A 17,231-nucleotide genomic window follows, 5' to 3' on the forward strand; every position below is an offset into this window, starting at 1 on the left:
ATTTATATTTAGGATAAAATCAGAATCCCATCTTGGCAACCCTTAACCTTGAGGAGGAACCTGCATGACTTTGAATCCATTCTTCAACGCCCACCATTCCCCGATCGGCGCTTTCGCCAGCTTCACGCTCGGATTCCCCGGCGCAACCGGCGGCTTTGATCTCGAGCGCGGCGTGCCGCCGAGACAGAACGTCTACATCGGTCTGCAGAAACGTGACGGAAGCAGCTACGAGGCTCTCCCTTTCTACGAAGGAGCAGACGATGAGACGAAGCGTTACGCGGCCGAGCATGGATCTTCCCTTAACAACGGCGATCAGATCGTCTCCGTATTCCCGCCCGACGCCATCACTCGCGATTTCCGGCTGTGCACCGACACATGGCAAGCCGGGGATCTCACGTTCCGCATCTATTCCCAGGTCCGCTCCGTCCCCGATCCGCTGACGGCAACCGAACAAGAGCTGCGCGAAGCGCTGCTTCCCGCCGTGCTCGCGGAAATTACGATCGACAACACCCAAGGCGACCAGCCTCGGCAAGCGTTCTTCGGCTTCAGAGGCAACGATCCCTACTCCGGAATGAGACGCCTCGACGATTCGACCGACGGCCGATTGCACGGCGTCGGACAAGGACGCAACGTCGCCATCGCGACGAACGATTCGAACGTCGCGCCTGCGCAAGGCTTTAACCTGGAAGCTATTCTGAAGCCGATTCGCGTAGAAAACCGACTGTTCGGTCTCGGGGGCGTCGGCGCGCTGTTGTTCGAGACGCCCGCAGGCCAGAAGCGGACTTACCGGTTCGTGCTTGCTTTCCATCGTGACGGTCTCGTGACCTCCGGCATGGATTGCTCTTATTGGTATTCCCGATACTACCTCAACATCGAGTCGGTCGTCGAAACCGCGCTTAGCCGGTTCGATGATTACGTGCAGACTTGCCTCGATGCCAACCGGATGGTCGACGATGCCCCGTTGTCCGACGATCAGAAATTTATGATGGCGCACTCCATTCGCAGCTATTACGGCAACACCCAGTTGCTCGATCGCGACGGCTCGCCGCTGTGGATCGTCAACGAAGGCGAATATCGGATGATCAATACTTTCGATTTAACCGTCGACCAACTGTTCTACGAGTTGAAGATGAATCCGTGGACCGTTAAGAACGAGCTCGATCTGTTCGCGGAACGCTACTCCTATTACGATGAAGCCCATTTCCCCGGCGGCGACCAAGCGTATCCGGGCGGCATCAGCTTCACCCATGACATGGGCGTCGCCAACGTATTCTCGCGTCCGGGCTACTCTTCGTACGAGCTGCACGGCATCTCGGACTGCTTCTCGCAGATGACGCACGAGCAGCTCGTCAACTGGGTGCTGACCGCGGCCGTCTATGCGGAACAGACCGGCGATCGCGACTGGCTGGCGCAGCGGCTTGCCTTGCTCGGCGAGTGCTTGGCAAGCATGATGAACCGCGACCATCCGGATCCGGCGCAGCGCAACGGGCTGATGGGACTCGACAGCAGCCGCACGATGGGCGGCGCGGAAATTACGACGTACGACAGCCTCGACGTGTCGCTCGGACAAGCGCGCAACAATATTTATTTGGCCGGCAAATGCTGGGCGGCTTACGTTGCGCTCGAGAAGATTTTCCGGGATTTCGGCCGGGACGAGTGGGCGCAATTAGCCGGCTTGCAAGCAGAGCGCTGCGCGGCGACGCAGGCGGGCAGCATGACGGCCGGCGGCTACATTCCCGCCGTCATCGGGGAGAACAACGATTCGCGCATCATCCCCGCGATCGAAGGGCTCATCTTCCCTTATTTCACGGGCAACGCCGAAGCTTTGGAAGAGGAAGGCCGATTCGGCGGCTACATCCGCGCTTTGAAGACGCATTTGAACACGGTGCTCGTTCCCGGCGTCTGCCTGTTCGAAGACGGAGGCTGGAAGCTTTCGTCGACGAGCTCCAACTCGTGGCTGAGCAAAATCTATCTATGCCAATTCGTTGCGCACCGGTTGCTCGGTTTGCCGCGGGACGCATCCTCCGCCGCGGCCGACGCCGCGCACGTCGAGTGGCTGCTCCGTCCCGAATCCGCGATCTGGAGCTGGAGCGACCAGATGCTGAACGGCGTGCCTTGCGGCAGCCGGTATTATCCTCGAGGCGTCACAAGCATTCTGTGGCTTGATGGGATGTGAGCGGAATGCAGCGTCATCATGAAGAGTCGATAGAGAAATTCATCGCCCGTTACCAAGACGATCCTGCCATTCTGGCTATCCTGCTCGGAGGCTCCCTTGCCCATGGCTTCGCCAAGCCCGAGTCGGACGTCGACATTATGCTCATCGTCGAGGAGTCCGATTTCCAAAGAAGGAAAGCCGATAATAAGCTTGCATTCAGCTTGTGGGATATTTGCACCTATCCAGGGGGCTATATCGATTGTAAAGTCGTGAGCTTGGAGTTCATGAACACGATCATGATCAAGGGTAGCGATCCTGCGCGATATGCCTTCCAAGACAGCAAGATCCTATGGTCCAGAATCGACAACCTGCCGGAATTACTGAATCGAATCACGCGGTTTCCGGCTCAGGACCAAGACCGGCGCAGAACAAGATTCGCTTCGCAAATCTTGGCCTGGAAGTGGTATTACAGCGAAGCGGTCAAGAAGAACAATCTCTATCTGAAATATCTCGCGATCCAGAAAATCACGCTTTTCGCATGCCGTCTCATTCTGAACGAGAATCAGATGCTATATCCGTACCACAAATGGCTGCTCAATGTCGTGAAGATCGCACCACGCAAGCCCGATGATTTCGACAAGTCGATCGAGCGCTTGCTGGCACATCATACGCAGGACGACGTGGATGCCTTCTGCATTCAAATTCTGCAGTTCGTCCGGTTGGATGAACCGTCGCTGGATTGGCCGAATCAATTCCTCCATGACAGCGAATTGAACTGGATCTCGCATGAACCGCCTATTGACGATCTGTAGTGGTTGATATCGGCATGAACAATACACCGCCAGTGCCTTCGGGCAATGGCGGTGTATTCGTTTAGCACTCTTATTCTACTTACTGATCTTCCTGCCCATCTTCGTTTAACCGTACAGCAGCATTCTAAAGACAATTCCATAACGATGCGACGGCGCGACGTACAACGAAATATAAAACATTTCGATAACGAGAATGACTCTAATTTTTCACTTTGCTTCAGACGGTATATAAATATCAATCTGATTGTCTTCGTTCTCTAATGAATGGATATCGTTCCAATACTCGATATCTATCGGTCTGCCGCCGTAGGTGTTATTAATATACTCATACGTATCGCCGATTTGCGATTCAGCGCCTTGATGTACGATTTTGATATAACGTCCGGCTGGCAAGGTATACGTAACCATATCCTCAGGAACTTTTTCCAAAGATTTAACTTCGTAAGCAAACACATGCTGAAAGGGTACATCGGGCGTCCAATGACCGTCTTGAGGATACAATTGAATTAAATACATTCCCGATCCGACCCTGTTCGCCACTTCCGACTTGCGATTCTCTAGTTGCTCGCGCAATTTGCCGCCAATCTTCGATCCAACAACATTGTTGAGACTCTCCACGATCGAAAAGCCAACACATTTAATCTCTTCTCTCTCTAGAACCTCGACTTGGTAAATTTTCATCGTAAACCTCCTAATGGGATTAACTGCTGAACTCCGGCGTTTTGATCCGCGCGCCTAAAAAGTAATAATGACATTGCCCTTCTTCCGTTCCGTCTCCACGTAAGCATGGGCTTCCGCCAGCCGCTCAAGGGGATATCGCCGGTCGATGACCGGTTGTAGCCTGCCTTCCGTGACCCGCTCCATAAGAAACCGAAAGTTTGCTTTGTTCTGCATTAAGCCCGCCGCTGCGAAAATAACCTTTTTTCCGTTGAACCGAGACGTCCACAGCATTCGCGCGACCGCCGACAGTTGCGGCACCGTTGTCATATAAATCCCGCGAGGCTTTAGTGCTCCCTTGCATGGGGTGAAGGTGCGTTTGCCGACTGCGTCGAAAATAACGTCATAGGTGTCGCCCGCGACAGCGAAATCCTCCCTCGTATAGTCGATAACGCGGTCCGCGCCCATCGCGACGACCAGCTCCGCGTTGGCGGCACTGCATACGGCAGTCACTTCGGCTCCGTAATATTTGGCCAGTTGCACCGCGTATATGCCTACGGCGCCCGAAGCGCCATTAACAAGCACCTTCTGCCCGGCCTTCACCTTGGCTTTGTCTCTCAGGAACGTCAATGCCGTAGCGCCTCCATCGCATACTCCCACCGCTTCCTCATAGGAGATGCCGTCAGGTATCGTCACCATAGGACTGTCCTCGGGCAAGCATTTGAACTGCGCATGGGCACCGAAAGTTTTGGCACTAAGCGCGAGCACGCGATCCCCAGGCTTGAACTGCTTTACGCCGCTGCCGATCTCCTCCACTACTCCCGCTAATTCCGCTCCGCCGATCGGATATTTCGGCTTTTGCCATCCGTACATGAGCTTAATGATGAATGGATCGCCTTTGCGAAAAGCGCAATCGGACGGCCCTACGCAAGCCGCCTCCAAGCGAATGAGCACCTCATTGTCTTTGGGGGATGGCTTTTCCGCCTCCTGCAGCTCGAGCACGTCCGGCGATCCATACCCTGTTTGCACCATAGCCTTCATCATCCGCTCCTCCTCGTCGTTTCATTGTTCGATATAAAATACTTGTTCAATCGGCAAATCAAACACTTCCGCAATACGGAATGCAAGCTCCAGGGAAGGGGAGTAGTTTCCTTTCTCGATCGATATAATGGTCTGACGGGTTACACCGACTTGGTCCGCCAATTGCTGCTGGCTCATCTCATCCCGTTCAAAGCGCAGTTTTCTGATGTAATTGTTAACCCGAAGTTTATCCATACTAAATTCCTTTCCGATACCAATACAGCTGCGCGACGCCGTCGGCCACCTCGGCCATAAAGCCGGAGCAGATCATGAAGACGAACGCCCAGGAGAGCGGCCACTCCATCGCCAGCGCGAACATGCCAAACAGAAATCCGACGACAAATACGGCATACGAAACTCGTGAAGCTTTAAGCTCGATCAACTTATCCAGCTCATCGGCAAAAGAAGGCTCCTGCTCCTTCGTTACCATTCTGTAAATCATGATGAACAGAATCGTCACTACGATTCTGGCAACGATCGACACGGGAATCAGAATCAGCACAACGGCTCCCCAGAAGCTTAGCGTCGCGGTGGAATGCCAAATTTCATCCCGGTTATTCAGGAACACATATGCGCAGTAACCTCCGAAGATGCACACGGTGCTGATCAGCGATACAACATTCTTAATTTCTTGATAGGACATAGCTTGAACCTCCCGCGCTACATGTAAAGTTAACTATACATAATGTAAATAATACTATTCATATTGTCAAATAAAAAATACATCGCCGTGGCGATTAGGCCGCTTGGCGATGTATACATAATCAAATTCATACGGCGGACTCCGTTCGTATAGGCGTGCGCGTTCATCGCTGCTTGACGCATTTGAACACGGTGCTCGTTCCCGGCGTCTGCCTGTTCGAAGACGGCGGCTGGAAGCTTTCGTCGACGAGCTCCAATTCGTGGCTGAGCAAAATCTATCTGTGCCAATTCGTTGCGCACCGGTTGCTCGGTTTGCCGCGGGACGCATCCTCCGCCTTGGCCCACGCCGCGCACGACTAAGCGCAACTTGAACCGCCTCTTCCGTTGAGGGTAGAAAATGAGCCGTCTCTTTGGCCGTAAAATCGTTGGTTCCTTGTCGAATCGATAATTCCTTATCTACATGTTAAACACCGCCAGTGCCGAAGCACAAGCGGTGTTTGATGTATTTATTCGGTTAGCACCATGTAAAGTTCATAATACTAAACTGGAACGTAAGTCAACCTGATCACCTGTTCGCCCATTCGATCGCTCGCCACGAGGCGCAACGGTGGGCGAGGGCCGGCGAAGAACGGCTTTCCGTGACCCAATACGACTGGATGGAGGTAGATACGATACTCGTCAACGAGACCGAGTTCCGCTAGACTGTGTGCCAACTCCGGCCCGGAAACTTCAATCACCCCTTCATGCTGTTCCTTCAACCCGCGTATGGCCGAGGCAAGGTCGCCCTCGATCAGAGAAGCGTTCGGTCCGACGGACGTTAACGTCCTCGACACCACCCACTTCGGTTTGCTTTGCCACGCCGTTGCGTATTCCCGTTCCGCTGCATCCCATTCCTCATGATCTTCGTCCCAATACCGCATAGTCTCGTACATACGGCGGCCGTAAAGACTACCCGTCAGACCGCGTACGTCTTCGATGAAATGACGGAATAGCAAGGGGTCTGGCTGAAATGCCATGTGGTCGACATACCCGTCCAATGACTGGTTTAATGCGTAAACGATCTTTGCCATACGACTTACTCTCCTCCCTGGTTGTATCGCAGATTTATCAAGATTCCACTCTCATTTATTTAGACGAAATCGGATTGCAAAAATCATCGTTTTAACCCAATCACTCCAAATTAGTAGGCCAATTGTAAAATGAAGGATATTCGTAGATTTTGTTGAATATTCTAGAATCATTTGTTGAGGGATGTGTTTAGGATATGAGTTCTTATGATGTGCACATTGGCAGATTAATCAATGGACAAGGATGTTTACACTTTTTCCATTCACACAGATACCTATCACGGCAGTTATACGATTTACATAAACAATCTAGCTTCACTAAACCAAAGCGTGGATGAAGCCCATAGTAGATATCAGAAGAAATATCTTGAGACGGGTAAAGACCATTATAATCAGAGCCGAGAACAACTCTTCAATGAATACAAGTACAGCGAAGGCGACTACTCCTTTATGTATGAAGAAATGCCCGAGCGTCTTCAGGAGTGGCTGAGTATATTCTATTGTATTAGTCTAGAAGAACCTGATTATCTTCATATCGATCAGAATTATATTTTCGAGAAGAAAATCGTAGACTCCCAACTCTTCCTAATTGCTATAGATGTCATTCATCGCCTGCAAAACGGCTTTAGTAAATTGGATCGAACGGATGATTTTATCGCTTACGTATCGGCAGCGGATGGCGTCGGCGGCGACTACTTGACCACTAGCCAATTGATTCGGAAATGCGTAAGTGAAGAACAATTGCATAGCGCCATGCCGCAAGTTAAAGAGAAAGACTTGGCGTTTAAGTCCGCAATTACAGCGGTATTGGAGAAGCCTCTTCAAGAGCAAGTTCAACATTAGATTTCAGCCATCGATGAGGGGGAGTTCGGCGACGGCAGCATGCGTAGCTTCTGGAAGACCGACTACGAAGCCTACGAGCAGTTAGTAGCATTAGGTAATTCAACGGTCACTTGCATTAAGGAGTACATGAACGGTAGCCTCAAGACAGATACCATCTATATCCTGGAAATGGTACTAGAGGATCTCGGGGGATAATAGAATTAAACTTATTAAATGACTGGCTGGTGAAAAAATGAAAACCCCAGATATAAACTTATTCCTCGATACTACCCTATTATTCAGTGATCCTTTTTTTAAGAAAACATACAACAGACAACTTCTTAAATTCGCCGATGTGTACGGAACACCTCTTATATTATCCAAAGTTGTATTTGAAGAAGCCCGTAATAAATTCCTTCTCAATGTACAGAAGAGAATGGGCGATTTAGAAAAATCGCTACAAGCTTTAAAAGACTATTATCCGGATGATCTCTCTACTGAAAAGTTACAAGTATCTTCTGCCGATTTTGAAAATCAATTTGATACTTTCTTCAATAAGTTAATCGATCGTAAATTGATTCAAGTTGTAGATTATGACAACGCTTTGTTGCCTGAGCTTGTACGCAGATCGATTAATCGAATCAAGCCTTTCACTGATAATAAGCAAGAGTTTCGCGATGCAATTACATGGCTTACATATACGAAAAAAGCTAAGGATGAAAATCACGAGTATTGTTACTTTATTACTCATAATAAAAATGACTTTCTGGATTCGAATGGTGATCTGCATCCTCATCTACGAGAAGACTCCGATAAATTTAAAGTATATTCCTCTAGCAGAGAACTGTTTGATAAAGATATTATATTGAAACCACTTATTACAACAGTTGAACTCGTTCAATGGTTGGAAGATAACCCCATCACTCAGAAACAATTATACGCGTTACTTGAACTCAACTTTGACACTATCTACGAGGATGCTTCCGATTACGTCATTAGAGAAGGAAATGACGTTGTGAGTGAGGATGATGCCTACTGTCAACCTTACGGACTATCGATACAACATATAAAATACTTTAAAGTAGATATAATAAATGATGAAATCATTATCACAGGTCAGTTTAACGTTAGCGTGGATGTAGAAGTATATATTTATAATGGTTTTAGAGACCGTGATGACGACCATTATATTCATACTGGGAGTTCTGAAGTGATTTTGGATATTCAATTCTCGACGTCTTACGATAAGGATACCGAAGAAATCCACCTCTTGCAGATTGAGAGAATCCAACTGATTCAACCTGCAAATGTTGATTATTTTGACGATTATTACGAAGAATGAAAGCTTTCTTTATTAAACTTGACTGCTTAAAACTAGCCTATTTACTTTATTGAATAGACGAGCCGAAGATCGCCACATTCTGATTGCTCAAAGCGAACTGATTCCTACTCCATGCCAAGGTGTTCAAGATGTAACCCAAGGCATCCGCGTTATATCTCCCGGCGATCTTCTGATACGCGAGCAGCTCGTAAACATGATTCCCATCGAAATCGACAGGATACAACCCGCTTAGCGGATTTACAAACCCTGACATCGGCTGCTTCAGCTTCCCGTTCGCCTGGTAGATCTCATCAAGATACTCCTTGTCTCTAGTGGAGATGTCGATAATGTATTTCATCTTGTTCCGTTCGCTGACAACCTCAACTTTGTATTGATCCTGGAAAGTCACCATGTATGAATAGAGCTCGTTATACGCCTTGTAGTTGAAAATGATTCGCGCAACGTTATTTAAGTACGAGTATACAAAGTGATACATGATCCCTCCGCTCCCGCCGGTATCGATGCTGATCAGAATTTCATTAACCTTGTTCCCGGTAAAGTCGCCTAAAAAGAGAGTCGGATTGTATCCCGCATTGTCCTGCAACGGCGCTTGGGTTACCCGGCCGCTGCTTCCGTCTTGCACGACCAACGTGATTTGTTGAATAAACGGACTGTCTGGGGTCCGAACCCCTGTAAGATACACGTTGTCGGATACCCCGTCTCCCGTCACATCGCCCTGTGCGAACGCCACGATACTCGGTTGGCTCGTAACTAGGCCACGATAATATGGATCACTCATCCCGTTATCACCCTTTTATAAAACTTGGTTATTACCCTCGGTTTTATAATATGGGCGTTATATGCATACAGTTACTGCGCAGGCGTACATGATTTGATAGCAATGTATATATCCGTTTCGGAATCTTCATTATCTCCGCCAAGAAACCTCTCGCCATACAACTCAAACCCGTCACTCTCAGCGAGTTCATATCCCGAATTCTGGAGCCATGAAGTATGGATATAATCGAATGCGTTCCCCATAGAGTCCAGTTTACCTTTGTGAGTAACAACGACGTACTGGGCAGAGGATACCGTCTTGATTTCCATGCCAGCAGGAATATCATCAACATGCTCCACGGGAACACAAGCCCAGTAGGTAAACCATTCATCTACGTAGTTATCGCTGTATTCACTGATCCCGTACATGTCGTAATTATTCATTCGATGCTTGATCTCATTCATTCTTGGAATAAATTTCTGCCAAAGCTCGGGTATCTTATCGTCGGCCATTTTTGTTTCCACTTTCATCCCTACTACCTTGAATGAGTCCCTAACAGTTACTCTTGGTTCCATAGGCATCCCTCCATAAAAATGTTGTATCCTTTCTTCAGAAATTACAGGCTCTTCCTTTAATTGTAACCGCCGTTTGGCTTTCCGGTACTGACCGGGATTCATACCAAACATCTTTTTGAAGGCTCTTGTAAATGATTCCTGGGATTCAAATTGATAGTCTAGCGCAATTGCGAGAATTCCAGCCTGCGTTCCAAGCAAATCGTATGAAGCTTTTGTAAGCCTGCGCCTTCGAACATAATCTGCCAATGATTGCCCAACTAACGCTTGAAATATCCGGTGAAAATGATATTTGGAGAACCCAGCTGCACCAGCAGCGTCTTCAAGCATAATCTCCTTATTCAAATTGCTTTCCACATATAGAATCGCTTTTTGAATACTCTCGGAATACTTCGTGTTTTCCATTCCTTTCTCTACACTTGATATCCTTAATTATATAGTTTAGCTAGTTGAATGTTTTGATAATAATTGCGAACTATTCGAGTAAGCAGGCTGATGAATGAGAAGGCAGAATAGGGCTGCAACGGCCTTCCTTCCGGCAATCCGTCACAGCCCTCAACATTTCTTACTCCATCCCAGACCAACCCAACAAGTTCCAATAATTCAATTAGAAAAGAAAAGCGATTTGTAACATGATTAGGAGCAATCGGCCCGAGCCAAACACGGATTAAACTGCCATTATTCCGATGAAGAGATCTACGATGTCGTTGATACTATCGCCGAGCATGCAGAGACAACACTTGGAAATAAGGCCGATGATCTTTGGAAATTCCTTAATGACCTCGCCTTCATAGGTAACACGCATGGCAACAGCAAAGGAAATATATTCGGAATCGGCAAGACTGTGATGGTATACCAGCCTACTCAGGACAAGAAGGACGTATTTGGAAAAGAGGGCGAACGGAAAGCAGAAGTTCGTGGCCGGAGAGTGCTGCTGATTAAGATCCCCGATGCCATCCAAACGCTCCATAGCATGGGCATAAAGAATAAGTACGACGAGAAGATGCTTATGCCGATTATTTTAAGTTACTTCCAGAACGCTCAAACAAATGATGGTGACGGGCTGGTACTCGCTCCGCAAGGCTATCGCGTTTCGGGCGGTCGGTATACGGTATTCGATTGGGAAGAGGTCAAGGAGATATTCGGCTTTGTGGAAGAGCTTCAAGCGGATGCAAATATGAAGCAGGTAGCGATCGATATTATTAACGGGTCAAAGCAAGATGAGAAGGATTTGGAAATACATGCTGCGGACGTAAAACATTAATCTGAACCGCTATCGTTTACAGCGTTTGATGAAATCTTTGGACAATAATGAATGATAAGCATGGGACAATAGGACGACTCGATTCGAGTCGTCTTAAATCTTTTTAACCATAAATTTGCCGATTGTTGTATGATAATGGAAGATATACTATTCACCATCCAGAGAGGGGATTGTTCAAATGTCAATAAAAATAACCGAAGCACTATTTATCCGCGAAGGATATGAAAAGAAGGTTATCACCCCTCTCGATATGGATAAGCAAAAATACAAAGATATATATAGAGGATATTTATTTTGCCCGCATCCGGGATGTACTGCACACTTAGTACATGTCTCAGGAGATGTACAGGTAAGTCATTTTCGGACTTGGAGAAAAAGTAATAATCCAGAAGAGAATATTAAGAGCAAACATATTGTAGGATGCCCCAATAGTATAGAACAATCGGAATCCGACAAACAAAGAAGAAAGAATGATCCTAACTTTAAGTACCGTCTTTCGGATGAGCACATCAGTGCGGTCCTTAAAAGGGCCTATGATGCATTTCTTAAAGGCAATCATCCAAACTTATCAGGTGACAGTAAAAATAAAGGCAATAATGGTTCGGGCATTCCTTCAGATCTCCCTCCGACTGGTACTGCAGCCTTGTTCGGTGAGGGTGAAGAAATAACTCATGGAAGAGAGCCAAGAATACCGGTTAGATTCGTTGAAAATATCGATGAAAAGGATTATGTGCAAGTTCGTTGTATAATCGGAGAAATTAGTAACATGCAAATCAAAGAAGACTATGCATATATCAATTTGAAATCAAAAAGCGGTATGCGAATAAAGATTCATTTTAATGAAAGCTTTGTAGTCAATAACAAGCCACAGTTTGGACAGAGCGTTATATGTTGTTGTATCGGCGAGGTTACTAAAGTTGAATCCGGCATTAATATTCGTCCTGATAGATACGTTGCTTTTAGTATTAACAATAAGAAACTCTATGCCATATATCATCATCTGCATGGGTTTGATATCTAGGAGGTGCGACAATGGCAATTTCAATAACGGATTATCTAAAAGTAGATAAAGAGAAGTTTGATCAAACAGGGGCGTTTGATTGCATTTTAAACGTAGACTCTAAGTTTTTTATTGACCCTCATTTATTAAAGACCTGTGAGGTAAGCGAGTTCGAGAACTCATATCAAAAAGTTAAGAAGAGATTTGAAGATATACTGACTGTCCTTAAACACTCCAAGACTGTTGGAGATGTATTTTGGAATAAGGCGGAAAGTTTCTTTGATTTTCCTGAGGTAAAGGGACTATGCATTGGTTATTCAAACAAAAGCACACAAGGAAGTGCTATCGGTCCCGTACTAAGACAAAATTTATTGGCAACTGCAAAAAGTATTATTGATGCCGGAACCACGGAGCCTGAAATATTTGAACTCGTAGGTTTATTGGAAAAGAATATAGGTCCCGACAGGATTAGCGATATTGTAGCTAACATAATATTAGGAGATATTTTGAGATACTCGTCTAGTATCTTGGAAAGTCTTGGCGTTGAAACTATCAGGCTTACGGTAAGAGACCAGTCATACTGCTCAGTCAAAAATCCACATAATAATGCACCTGTTTTGTTAGTTCCTAAAGTTATTTTGCGTGATCTCCCTATTGCATTTGAATGGAGCGATATTGATAGGGTTTGTTCACACAATAGTGAGTTAAGAGATAAGGTAAACAATATTATCGGTGATACTTGGAAACAAGCGACGAGTCAGAAGAAAGAATTATTAAAATCAGTTGTAATAGAAGAGCCGGAATTATTAAAAGATTTGATCACATTGTACAGAAATAAACCTTCGTCCATATATGATTTTGACACCGACCGTTCGGGACAAATTGCATGGTACGCAGCATCAAAGAAATATACCGGTGAGTTTCCTTTAAAGGATGTTCCTGAGGTAAAATCCCCGGCAGATCTTGTTGGTTTTATCAAAATAATTTGTGAAAAGTACAAGGATTTAATTGAAAATAATGCACTTTCATCACTGTTGTACGAGAATAAGTATAAACCGAAGAAAGAGGAAGCAGCGCAAAAACTCTTCTTTGGAATTGCTGATGCATATTGTGAAGCTAACAATATCGATATAAGCAGGGAAGTTAACGGAGGCCGAGGACCAGTCGATTTTAAGTTCAGTAAAGGTTATACCAATAGAGTTGTAGTTGAAGCTAAACTAACGACTAACAATCAACTATTGCATGGATTTGAGACCCAAATTAAAGAATATCAAAAAGCAGAGAAGACAACTGAAGGTATTTATTTGATAATTGACGTTGTTGGTGGATCTATAAAAAGACTGAATGACCTGTATTCATTAGTAGCAAAGTTTAAGCAAGATGGGATGAGAATGCCGGAAGTGTACTATATCGACGCAAAACCTAAAGCCTCCGCTAGTGTTTATAACAGTACCGATGCTAGTTAAGGTTCCCGACCCTTCAACAGGAGGTAGCGGAGAAGTTGGACGAGCTTCTGACGAGTGCAGCAACAGTCGTTCGTTCCTAGTCCTTTGTCACCATAAGCCAATCACCACCAAAATTCGTGGCAGTCACTTGGGCGCACCTTGCTCCGGTTGACTGCCACTTGTTGTCACGGGGGTGGCAGCGAACTGGAACCGTCGCGAAGGAGCAGCAGAGCAATCTCTGTCACGTTGTCACCAGAAGATACCGACTGGAACCGAACAACAAGGTAGTACAACAACAAATAGCTCGGAACCGAGGTTAGAAGGTGACAGCGTGACAAAAGTGAAGCTCGGAACCGCAGAGAAGGAGCAAGCGGAACTGCCACCACAGTGACAGAAGGTGACAGCTGGTGACAGAGGAGTGACAACAAGAGAAGAAGAATAAAAAATAATCAATGTTCTTGAAGCTAAGCGCTCCGCTTTTGACGTTACCGGGGATGTGGCTGAATCACTCTCTTGACCTTGTTACTCATTCAACAAGAACCTGACCCGACTACGGGGCTGTGGCTGGCTCCGTGGATCTTGCAACTGCTTTCGTCGACCTTTTGTTTACAAGCTGTTGACAAAAAGACGCAAAAGGGCTGCAACAGGCTACCAACTAGCAACCTGTCACAGCCCCCAAACCCGCGTCCGACGCGGCCTCTCGGCTCTTACTCTTCTCCCGCCGCAATCGGATTCCCCTCATAACTAATCCAATCACTCCAACTGTCGGATTTCCTGTGAAAATGCCTTCAAGAAGTACATCGAGATAATGGAGAATACCGATCCGGTGAGTTGATCGTCGTTGTTTCATCAGGTCCATTGAGTACCGACCGGTGCTTTACTCCGGAAAGGGTGATGATCGGCAAGTGAAGCGTTAGCGCCATTGGTTTGTAACGCTGAGAATACGGTAGAGCGTACAGCCCCAAGGTTTCAAGTCCAGTTCACCGTGCCTTGTTGTTGACTCTCGTTGCTCCGTAGAGAAGGTGGAACCTCTGTGGTACCGGTGGTAGCGAAGTGCCCCTCCCCCCCTTACCCCCGTCAGCGAGAGCCTACTGGCCCCCAAACATGAAGTACAATGCCACACGGAAGTTTGAGGCCTTTTTACGATGCATGCGCAGTGAAGGAAATAACCTTCAGTCTTACTCTGCAATATTGGAATCCGAATTGATATTTAGCGTTCAAATATTGCATCAATTTCAGAGATATTTGAACTGTCTGATCTATCATAATCGCGTCTGTCTTCATAGTCATCATCTCTAAAAAAGGAGTCAATTACTTTTTCAATTTCACTTGAGTCTAGCTCAAAAGTTTTCGGAATTTTTATTATGCTTTTTATATCAACATTTAACATGTCTATCTTTTCATAGATCTCTTGTTCAACGTCCTCGACTATCTTTACTTCTAATTTTGAGACAATCACATCTAAGTCAATATGTCCGTCCTCTTCGTCATTAGTATAGTATGTTCTAGTACTTTCCTGAATTATTTTTCCCATATCATAGTTTTCGCAATAATTTGCTGCATCTATATTTCTAGCATAGTCTGATATCGCTTCATCCATTAAATCCTGGCACAATAACTTAAACCGTTCAGTATTTGCATTTCTTTTCATAAAGCTATCATTTAATAAGTTAATAGTAAGTATTAAATCATCTAGATCTAGATCTTTTAACAATTTATAAATGTTGTCTTCATCTTCAAAAAAATCAGATATGGAATAAAAATGATACAATTCATCATCTAGTAAACACTCTAAAATCTCAATATGGGTTTTCCAATCTTTATCTGGATAACCATAGCAGTAACCCTTCTCTAAGTAGTTAAAAATATTTCCTTTATATGTAATTCTCTTTACTGTGTTTTCACAGATATGAGCTGCAATAAAATAATTCTTTTCAAATTCATTTCTAAATACTATATTATTTATTTTTTCACTTTCTAAATATTTTAAGTACACGCCTGGCAAATCGTTCTTTGCGTAACACCGTTCTATTTGAATGAAATAACAAATCGAACCTCGCACTTCATTTAATTCAACTACATTTTTTGCAAATACGTTTTTTAAATAGTCATTTACCGAGGGGTTAATAACTCCGATTTGCCTAGTACCTTTATTGTCAAAAATACTAATGATCGACTGATTTAATCGTGATATAACCAAATCAAAGTTATTTAACGTATGATCAATATCTTTCATTTTTAGTAAACGCATATTAAAACATTCTCTCATTACACCATAATCTACATTAGTATCAGTTAAAGAATATAATATACTTAAAAAAGCCCTATCAACATTTTGAAGTCTTCGCTCAAATTCATTTTTCCAAATATCAGTTGGATTAGATAAATTATTAATAATATATTGAAAATACTTTTGTGGTAATACTTGATGATAGTTCGTAGCTAAAGTCACATGCTCAATTATACGAGGAGTATAGTTAGCATGTTGGACAATTTTTAAATAATTTTTATTTTCTCTAACGTTAGAGTAGTATTCTGGTGGTATGGCTTTAAAAATTAGATGGTTGTAAAAAATCCTCGATTTCTCAAGTAATGTAATTAGATTCATGTTAATAATATAGTTTCTTATTCTTCTTTCTTGAAAAAATTTATTAAAATCAATTGAACGTTCTTTGGCCTCGTTGAAAATAGTAATTCTTGAATTTAATATAAGCTTTTTGTTGGTTGTCAACTTAATGTACTTTATCAAAGACAGCAATTCATTTTCTTGGGTCTGCTTCATATTAAAATAATGCTGTCCCAAGCAGTCATCTAACAGCACTATTTCTTTACACTCTCTATCACTTGATAAAGATCTTTTTATATCCGTAATATCTCCATTAGTCGAATATCTGACTCTGTATCCTTGTGAAGCATAAAATAGCACTAACATTTTAGACGTAATTGTTTTCCCAACTCCAGGTCCACCCGTAATCATTAATAATCCATGTTTATCTAGATGCTCAACACATTGTCCGTATACATTTGTCTGTACAAAAAACTTAGACTCTTCATCAATATCACTTAGAAGCGATTCGCAATCAATGAAAATATCTTGATTATATATTTCATTTAAAATGTTTGAAGCATATAGCCACAATTTATAATGTCGTCTTACTACATCATTATTTTCTTGCTGTTGAAGGAATTCATCTACTTCTTTTAGTGTGATAATATTCCTATCTGACTCCATGAAACCTGAAAACATTTCATATATTTCATTGATATTTCCTTCGGTAAGTTGCATGCCGCAACAAATATAATATTGTTTTGGATTCAACCTTTGAACCTTTTCAATTTCTTTTTTTAATGAACTACGAAGATTTGAAAAGCTACTTCCAATATAATGCTTAACCTGCACAATGATGTTATGTTTGTAAGTATCATCTGTTAGATCAACGCCACCATCTCTCCCTTTAGAAAACAACCGCAAACTTTTAGACAGCTTTTTCTCCATTACATCTTTACATAACGCTTCAAATTCGACATCGTTAAGATTGGAGTAATTAAACATATTTTCACCTTTGTTTGAAATGAATAAGTTACATCAACGTCAAGTTTCCTTTTTGGCACCTAC

The 17,231-nt window shown here is 44.3% G+C and carries 15 protein-coding genes and 1 pseudogene; 8 read left to right on the top strand and 8 right to left on the bottom strand.

Annotated features, from left to right (window positions below; translation table 11 throughout):
* Positions 1-64 precede the first annotated feature (64 nt).
* Positions 65-2,176, top strand: a complete 2,112-nt coding sequence (locus COHPA_RS0112965; protein ID WP_027086589.1) for a glycoside hydrolase family 52 protein — start codon at positions 65-67, stop codon at positions 2,174-2,176.
* A gap of 5 nt (positions 2,177-2,181) precedes the next feature.
* Complete coding sequence (locus COHPA_RS0112970; protein WP_027086590.1) at positions 2,182-2,967, top strand: nucleotidyltransferase domain-containing protein; 786 nt, start codon at positions 2,182-2,184, stop codon at positions 2,965-2,967.
* 207 nt (positions 2,968-3,174) lie between these two features.
* On the opposite strand, the gene COHPA_RS0112975 is transcribed toward COHPA_RS0112970, so the two are convergent.
* From COHPA_RS0112975 to COHPA_RS0112990, 4 genes are read right to left on the bottom strand one after another with little or no spacing between them, the layout of a single operon-like run.
* Positions 3,175-3,648, bottom strand: a complete 474-nt coding sequence (locus COHPA_RS0112975; RefSeq protein ID WP_027086591.1) for a GyrI-like domain-containing protein — start codon at positions 3,646-3,648, stop codon at positions 3,175-3,177.
* A 54-nt stretch (positions 3,649-3,702) separates the two neighbouring features.
* The gene (locus COHPA_RS0112980) at positions 3,703-4,665 is read right to left on the bottom strand and encodes an NAD(P)-dependent alcohol dehydrogenase (RefSeq protein WP_027086592.1); all 963 of its coding nucleotides are present in this window, start codon (positions 4,663-4,665) and stop codon (positions 3,703-3,705) included.
* A 21-nt stretch (positions 4,666-4,686) separates the two neighbouring features.
* The gene (locus tag COHPA_RS0112985; protein ID WP_027086593.1) at positions 4,687-4,899 is read right to left on the bottom strand and encodes a helix-turn-helix transcriptional regulator; all 213 of its coding nucleotides are present in this window, start codon (positions 4,897-4,899) and stop codon (positions 4,687-4,689) included.
* A 1-nt stretch (position 4,900) separates the two neighbouring features.
* Entirely contained in the window at positions 4,901-5,347 is a 447-nt protein-coding gene (locus tag COHPA_RS0112990) for a hypothetical protein (RefSeq protein WP_027086594.1), read from the bottom strand.
* Between the two features lie 146 nt (positions 5,348-5,493).
* Between COHPA_RS0112990 and COHPA_RS0112995 the strand changes: the two are divergent.
* Positions 5,494-5,700 (top strand): annotated as a pseudogene (locus COHPA_RS0112995) (hypothetical protein); the annotation flags it as partial.
* Positions 5,701-5,885: 185 nt separating this feature from the next.
* Here the strand turns inward: COHPA_RS0112995 and COHPA_RS0113000 are convergent.
* Positions 5,886-6,416, bottom strand: a complete 531-nt coding sequence (locus COHPA_RS0113000; protein WP_027086596.1) for a dihydrofolate reductase family protein — start codon at positions 6,414-6,416, stop codon at positions 5,886-5,888.
* A 231-nt stretch (positions 6,417-6,647) separates the two neighbouring features.
* On the opposite strand from COHPA_RS0113000, the gene COHPA_RS0113005 reads away from it, so the two are divergent.
* Positions 6,648-7,256, top strand: coding sequence for a hypothetical protein (locus COHPA_RS0113005; protein ID WP_027086597.1), 609 nt, complete (start codon positions 6,648-6,650; stop codon positions 7,254-7,256).
* A 232-nt stretch (positions 7,257-7,488) separates the two neighbouring features.
* Positions 7,489-8,577, top strand: coding sequence for a PIN domain-containing protein (locus COHPA_RS0113015; protein ID WP_027086598.1), 1,089 nt, complete (start codon positions 7,489-7,491; stop codon positions 8,575-8,577).
* A 46-nt stretch (positions 8,578-8,623) separates the two neighbouring features.
* On the opposite strand, the gene COHPA_RS0113020 is transcribed toward COHPA_RS0113015, so the two are convergent.
* Both COHPA_RS0113020 and COHPA_RS0113025 read right to left on the bottom strand, forming a co-directional pair.
* Entirely contained in the window at positions 8,624-9,355 is a 732-nt protein-coding gene (locus tag COHPA_RS0113020) for a hypothetical protein (protein WP_027086599.1), read from the bottom strand.
* Positions 9,356-9,426: 71 nt separating this feature from the next.
* A complete protein-coding gene (locus COHPA_RS0113025; RefSeq protein WP_027086600.1) occupies positions 9,427-10,311 on the bottom strand; it encodes an AraC family transcriptional regulator in 885 nt (294 codons plus the stop codon).
* Positions 10,312-10,750: 439 nt separating this feature from the next.
* On the opposite strand from COHPA_RS0113025, the gene COHPA_RS0113030 reads away from it, so the two are divergent.
* The 3 genes from COHPA_RS0113030 (at position 10,751) to COHPA_RS0113040 (ending at position 13,636) form a co-directional block, all read left to right on the top strand.
* Positions 10,751-11,170, top strand: a complete 420-nt coding sequence (locus tag COHPA_RS0113030) for a hypothetical protein (RefSeq protein WP_156926660.1) — start codon at positions 10,751-10,753, stop codon at positions 11,168-11,170.
* Between the two features lie 178 nt (positions 11,171-11,348).
* Positions 11,349-12,191: a hypothetical protein gene (locus COHPA_RS0113035; protein WP_027086602.1), complete on the top strand. Its 843-nt coding sequence runs from the start codon at positions 11,349-11,351 to the stop codon at positions 12,189-12,191.
* Positions 12,192-12,202: 11 nt separating this feature from the next.
* A complete protein-coding gene (locus COHPA_RS0113040; RefSeq protein WP_027086603.1) occupies positions 12,203-13,636 on the top strand; it encodes a hypothetical protein in 1,434 nt (477 codons plus the stop codon).
* Positions 13,637-14,825: 1,189 nt separating this feature from the next.
* Here the strand turns inward: COHPA_RS0113040 and COHPA_RS0113045 are convergent.
* A complete protein-coding gene (locus COHPA_RS0113045; protein ID WP_027086604.1) occupies positions 14,826-17,168 on the bottom strand; it encodes an nSTAND3 domain-containing NTPase in 2,343 nt (780 codons plus the stop codon).
* Between the last annotated feature and the right edge of the window lie 63 nt (positions 17,169-17,231).

The organism is Cohnella panacarvi Gsoil 349, from assembly GCF_000515335.1.
In the GTDB taxonomy this organism is placed as follows: Bacteria; Bacillota; Bacilli; order Paenibacillales; family Paenibacillaceae; genus Cohnella; species Cohnella panacarvi.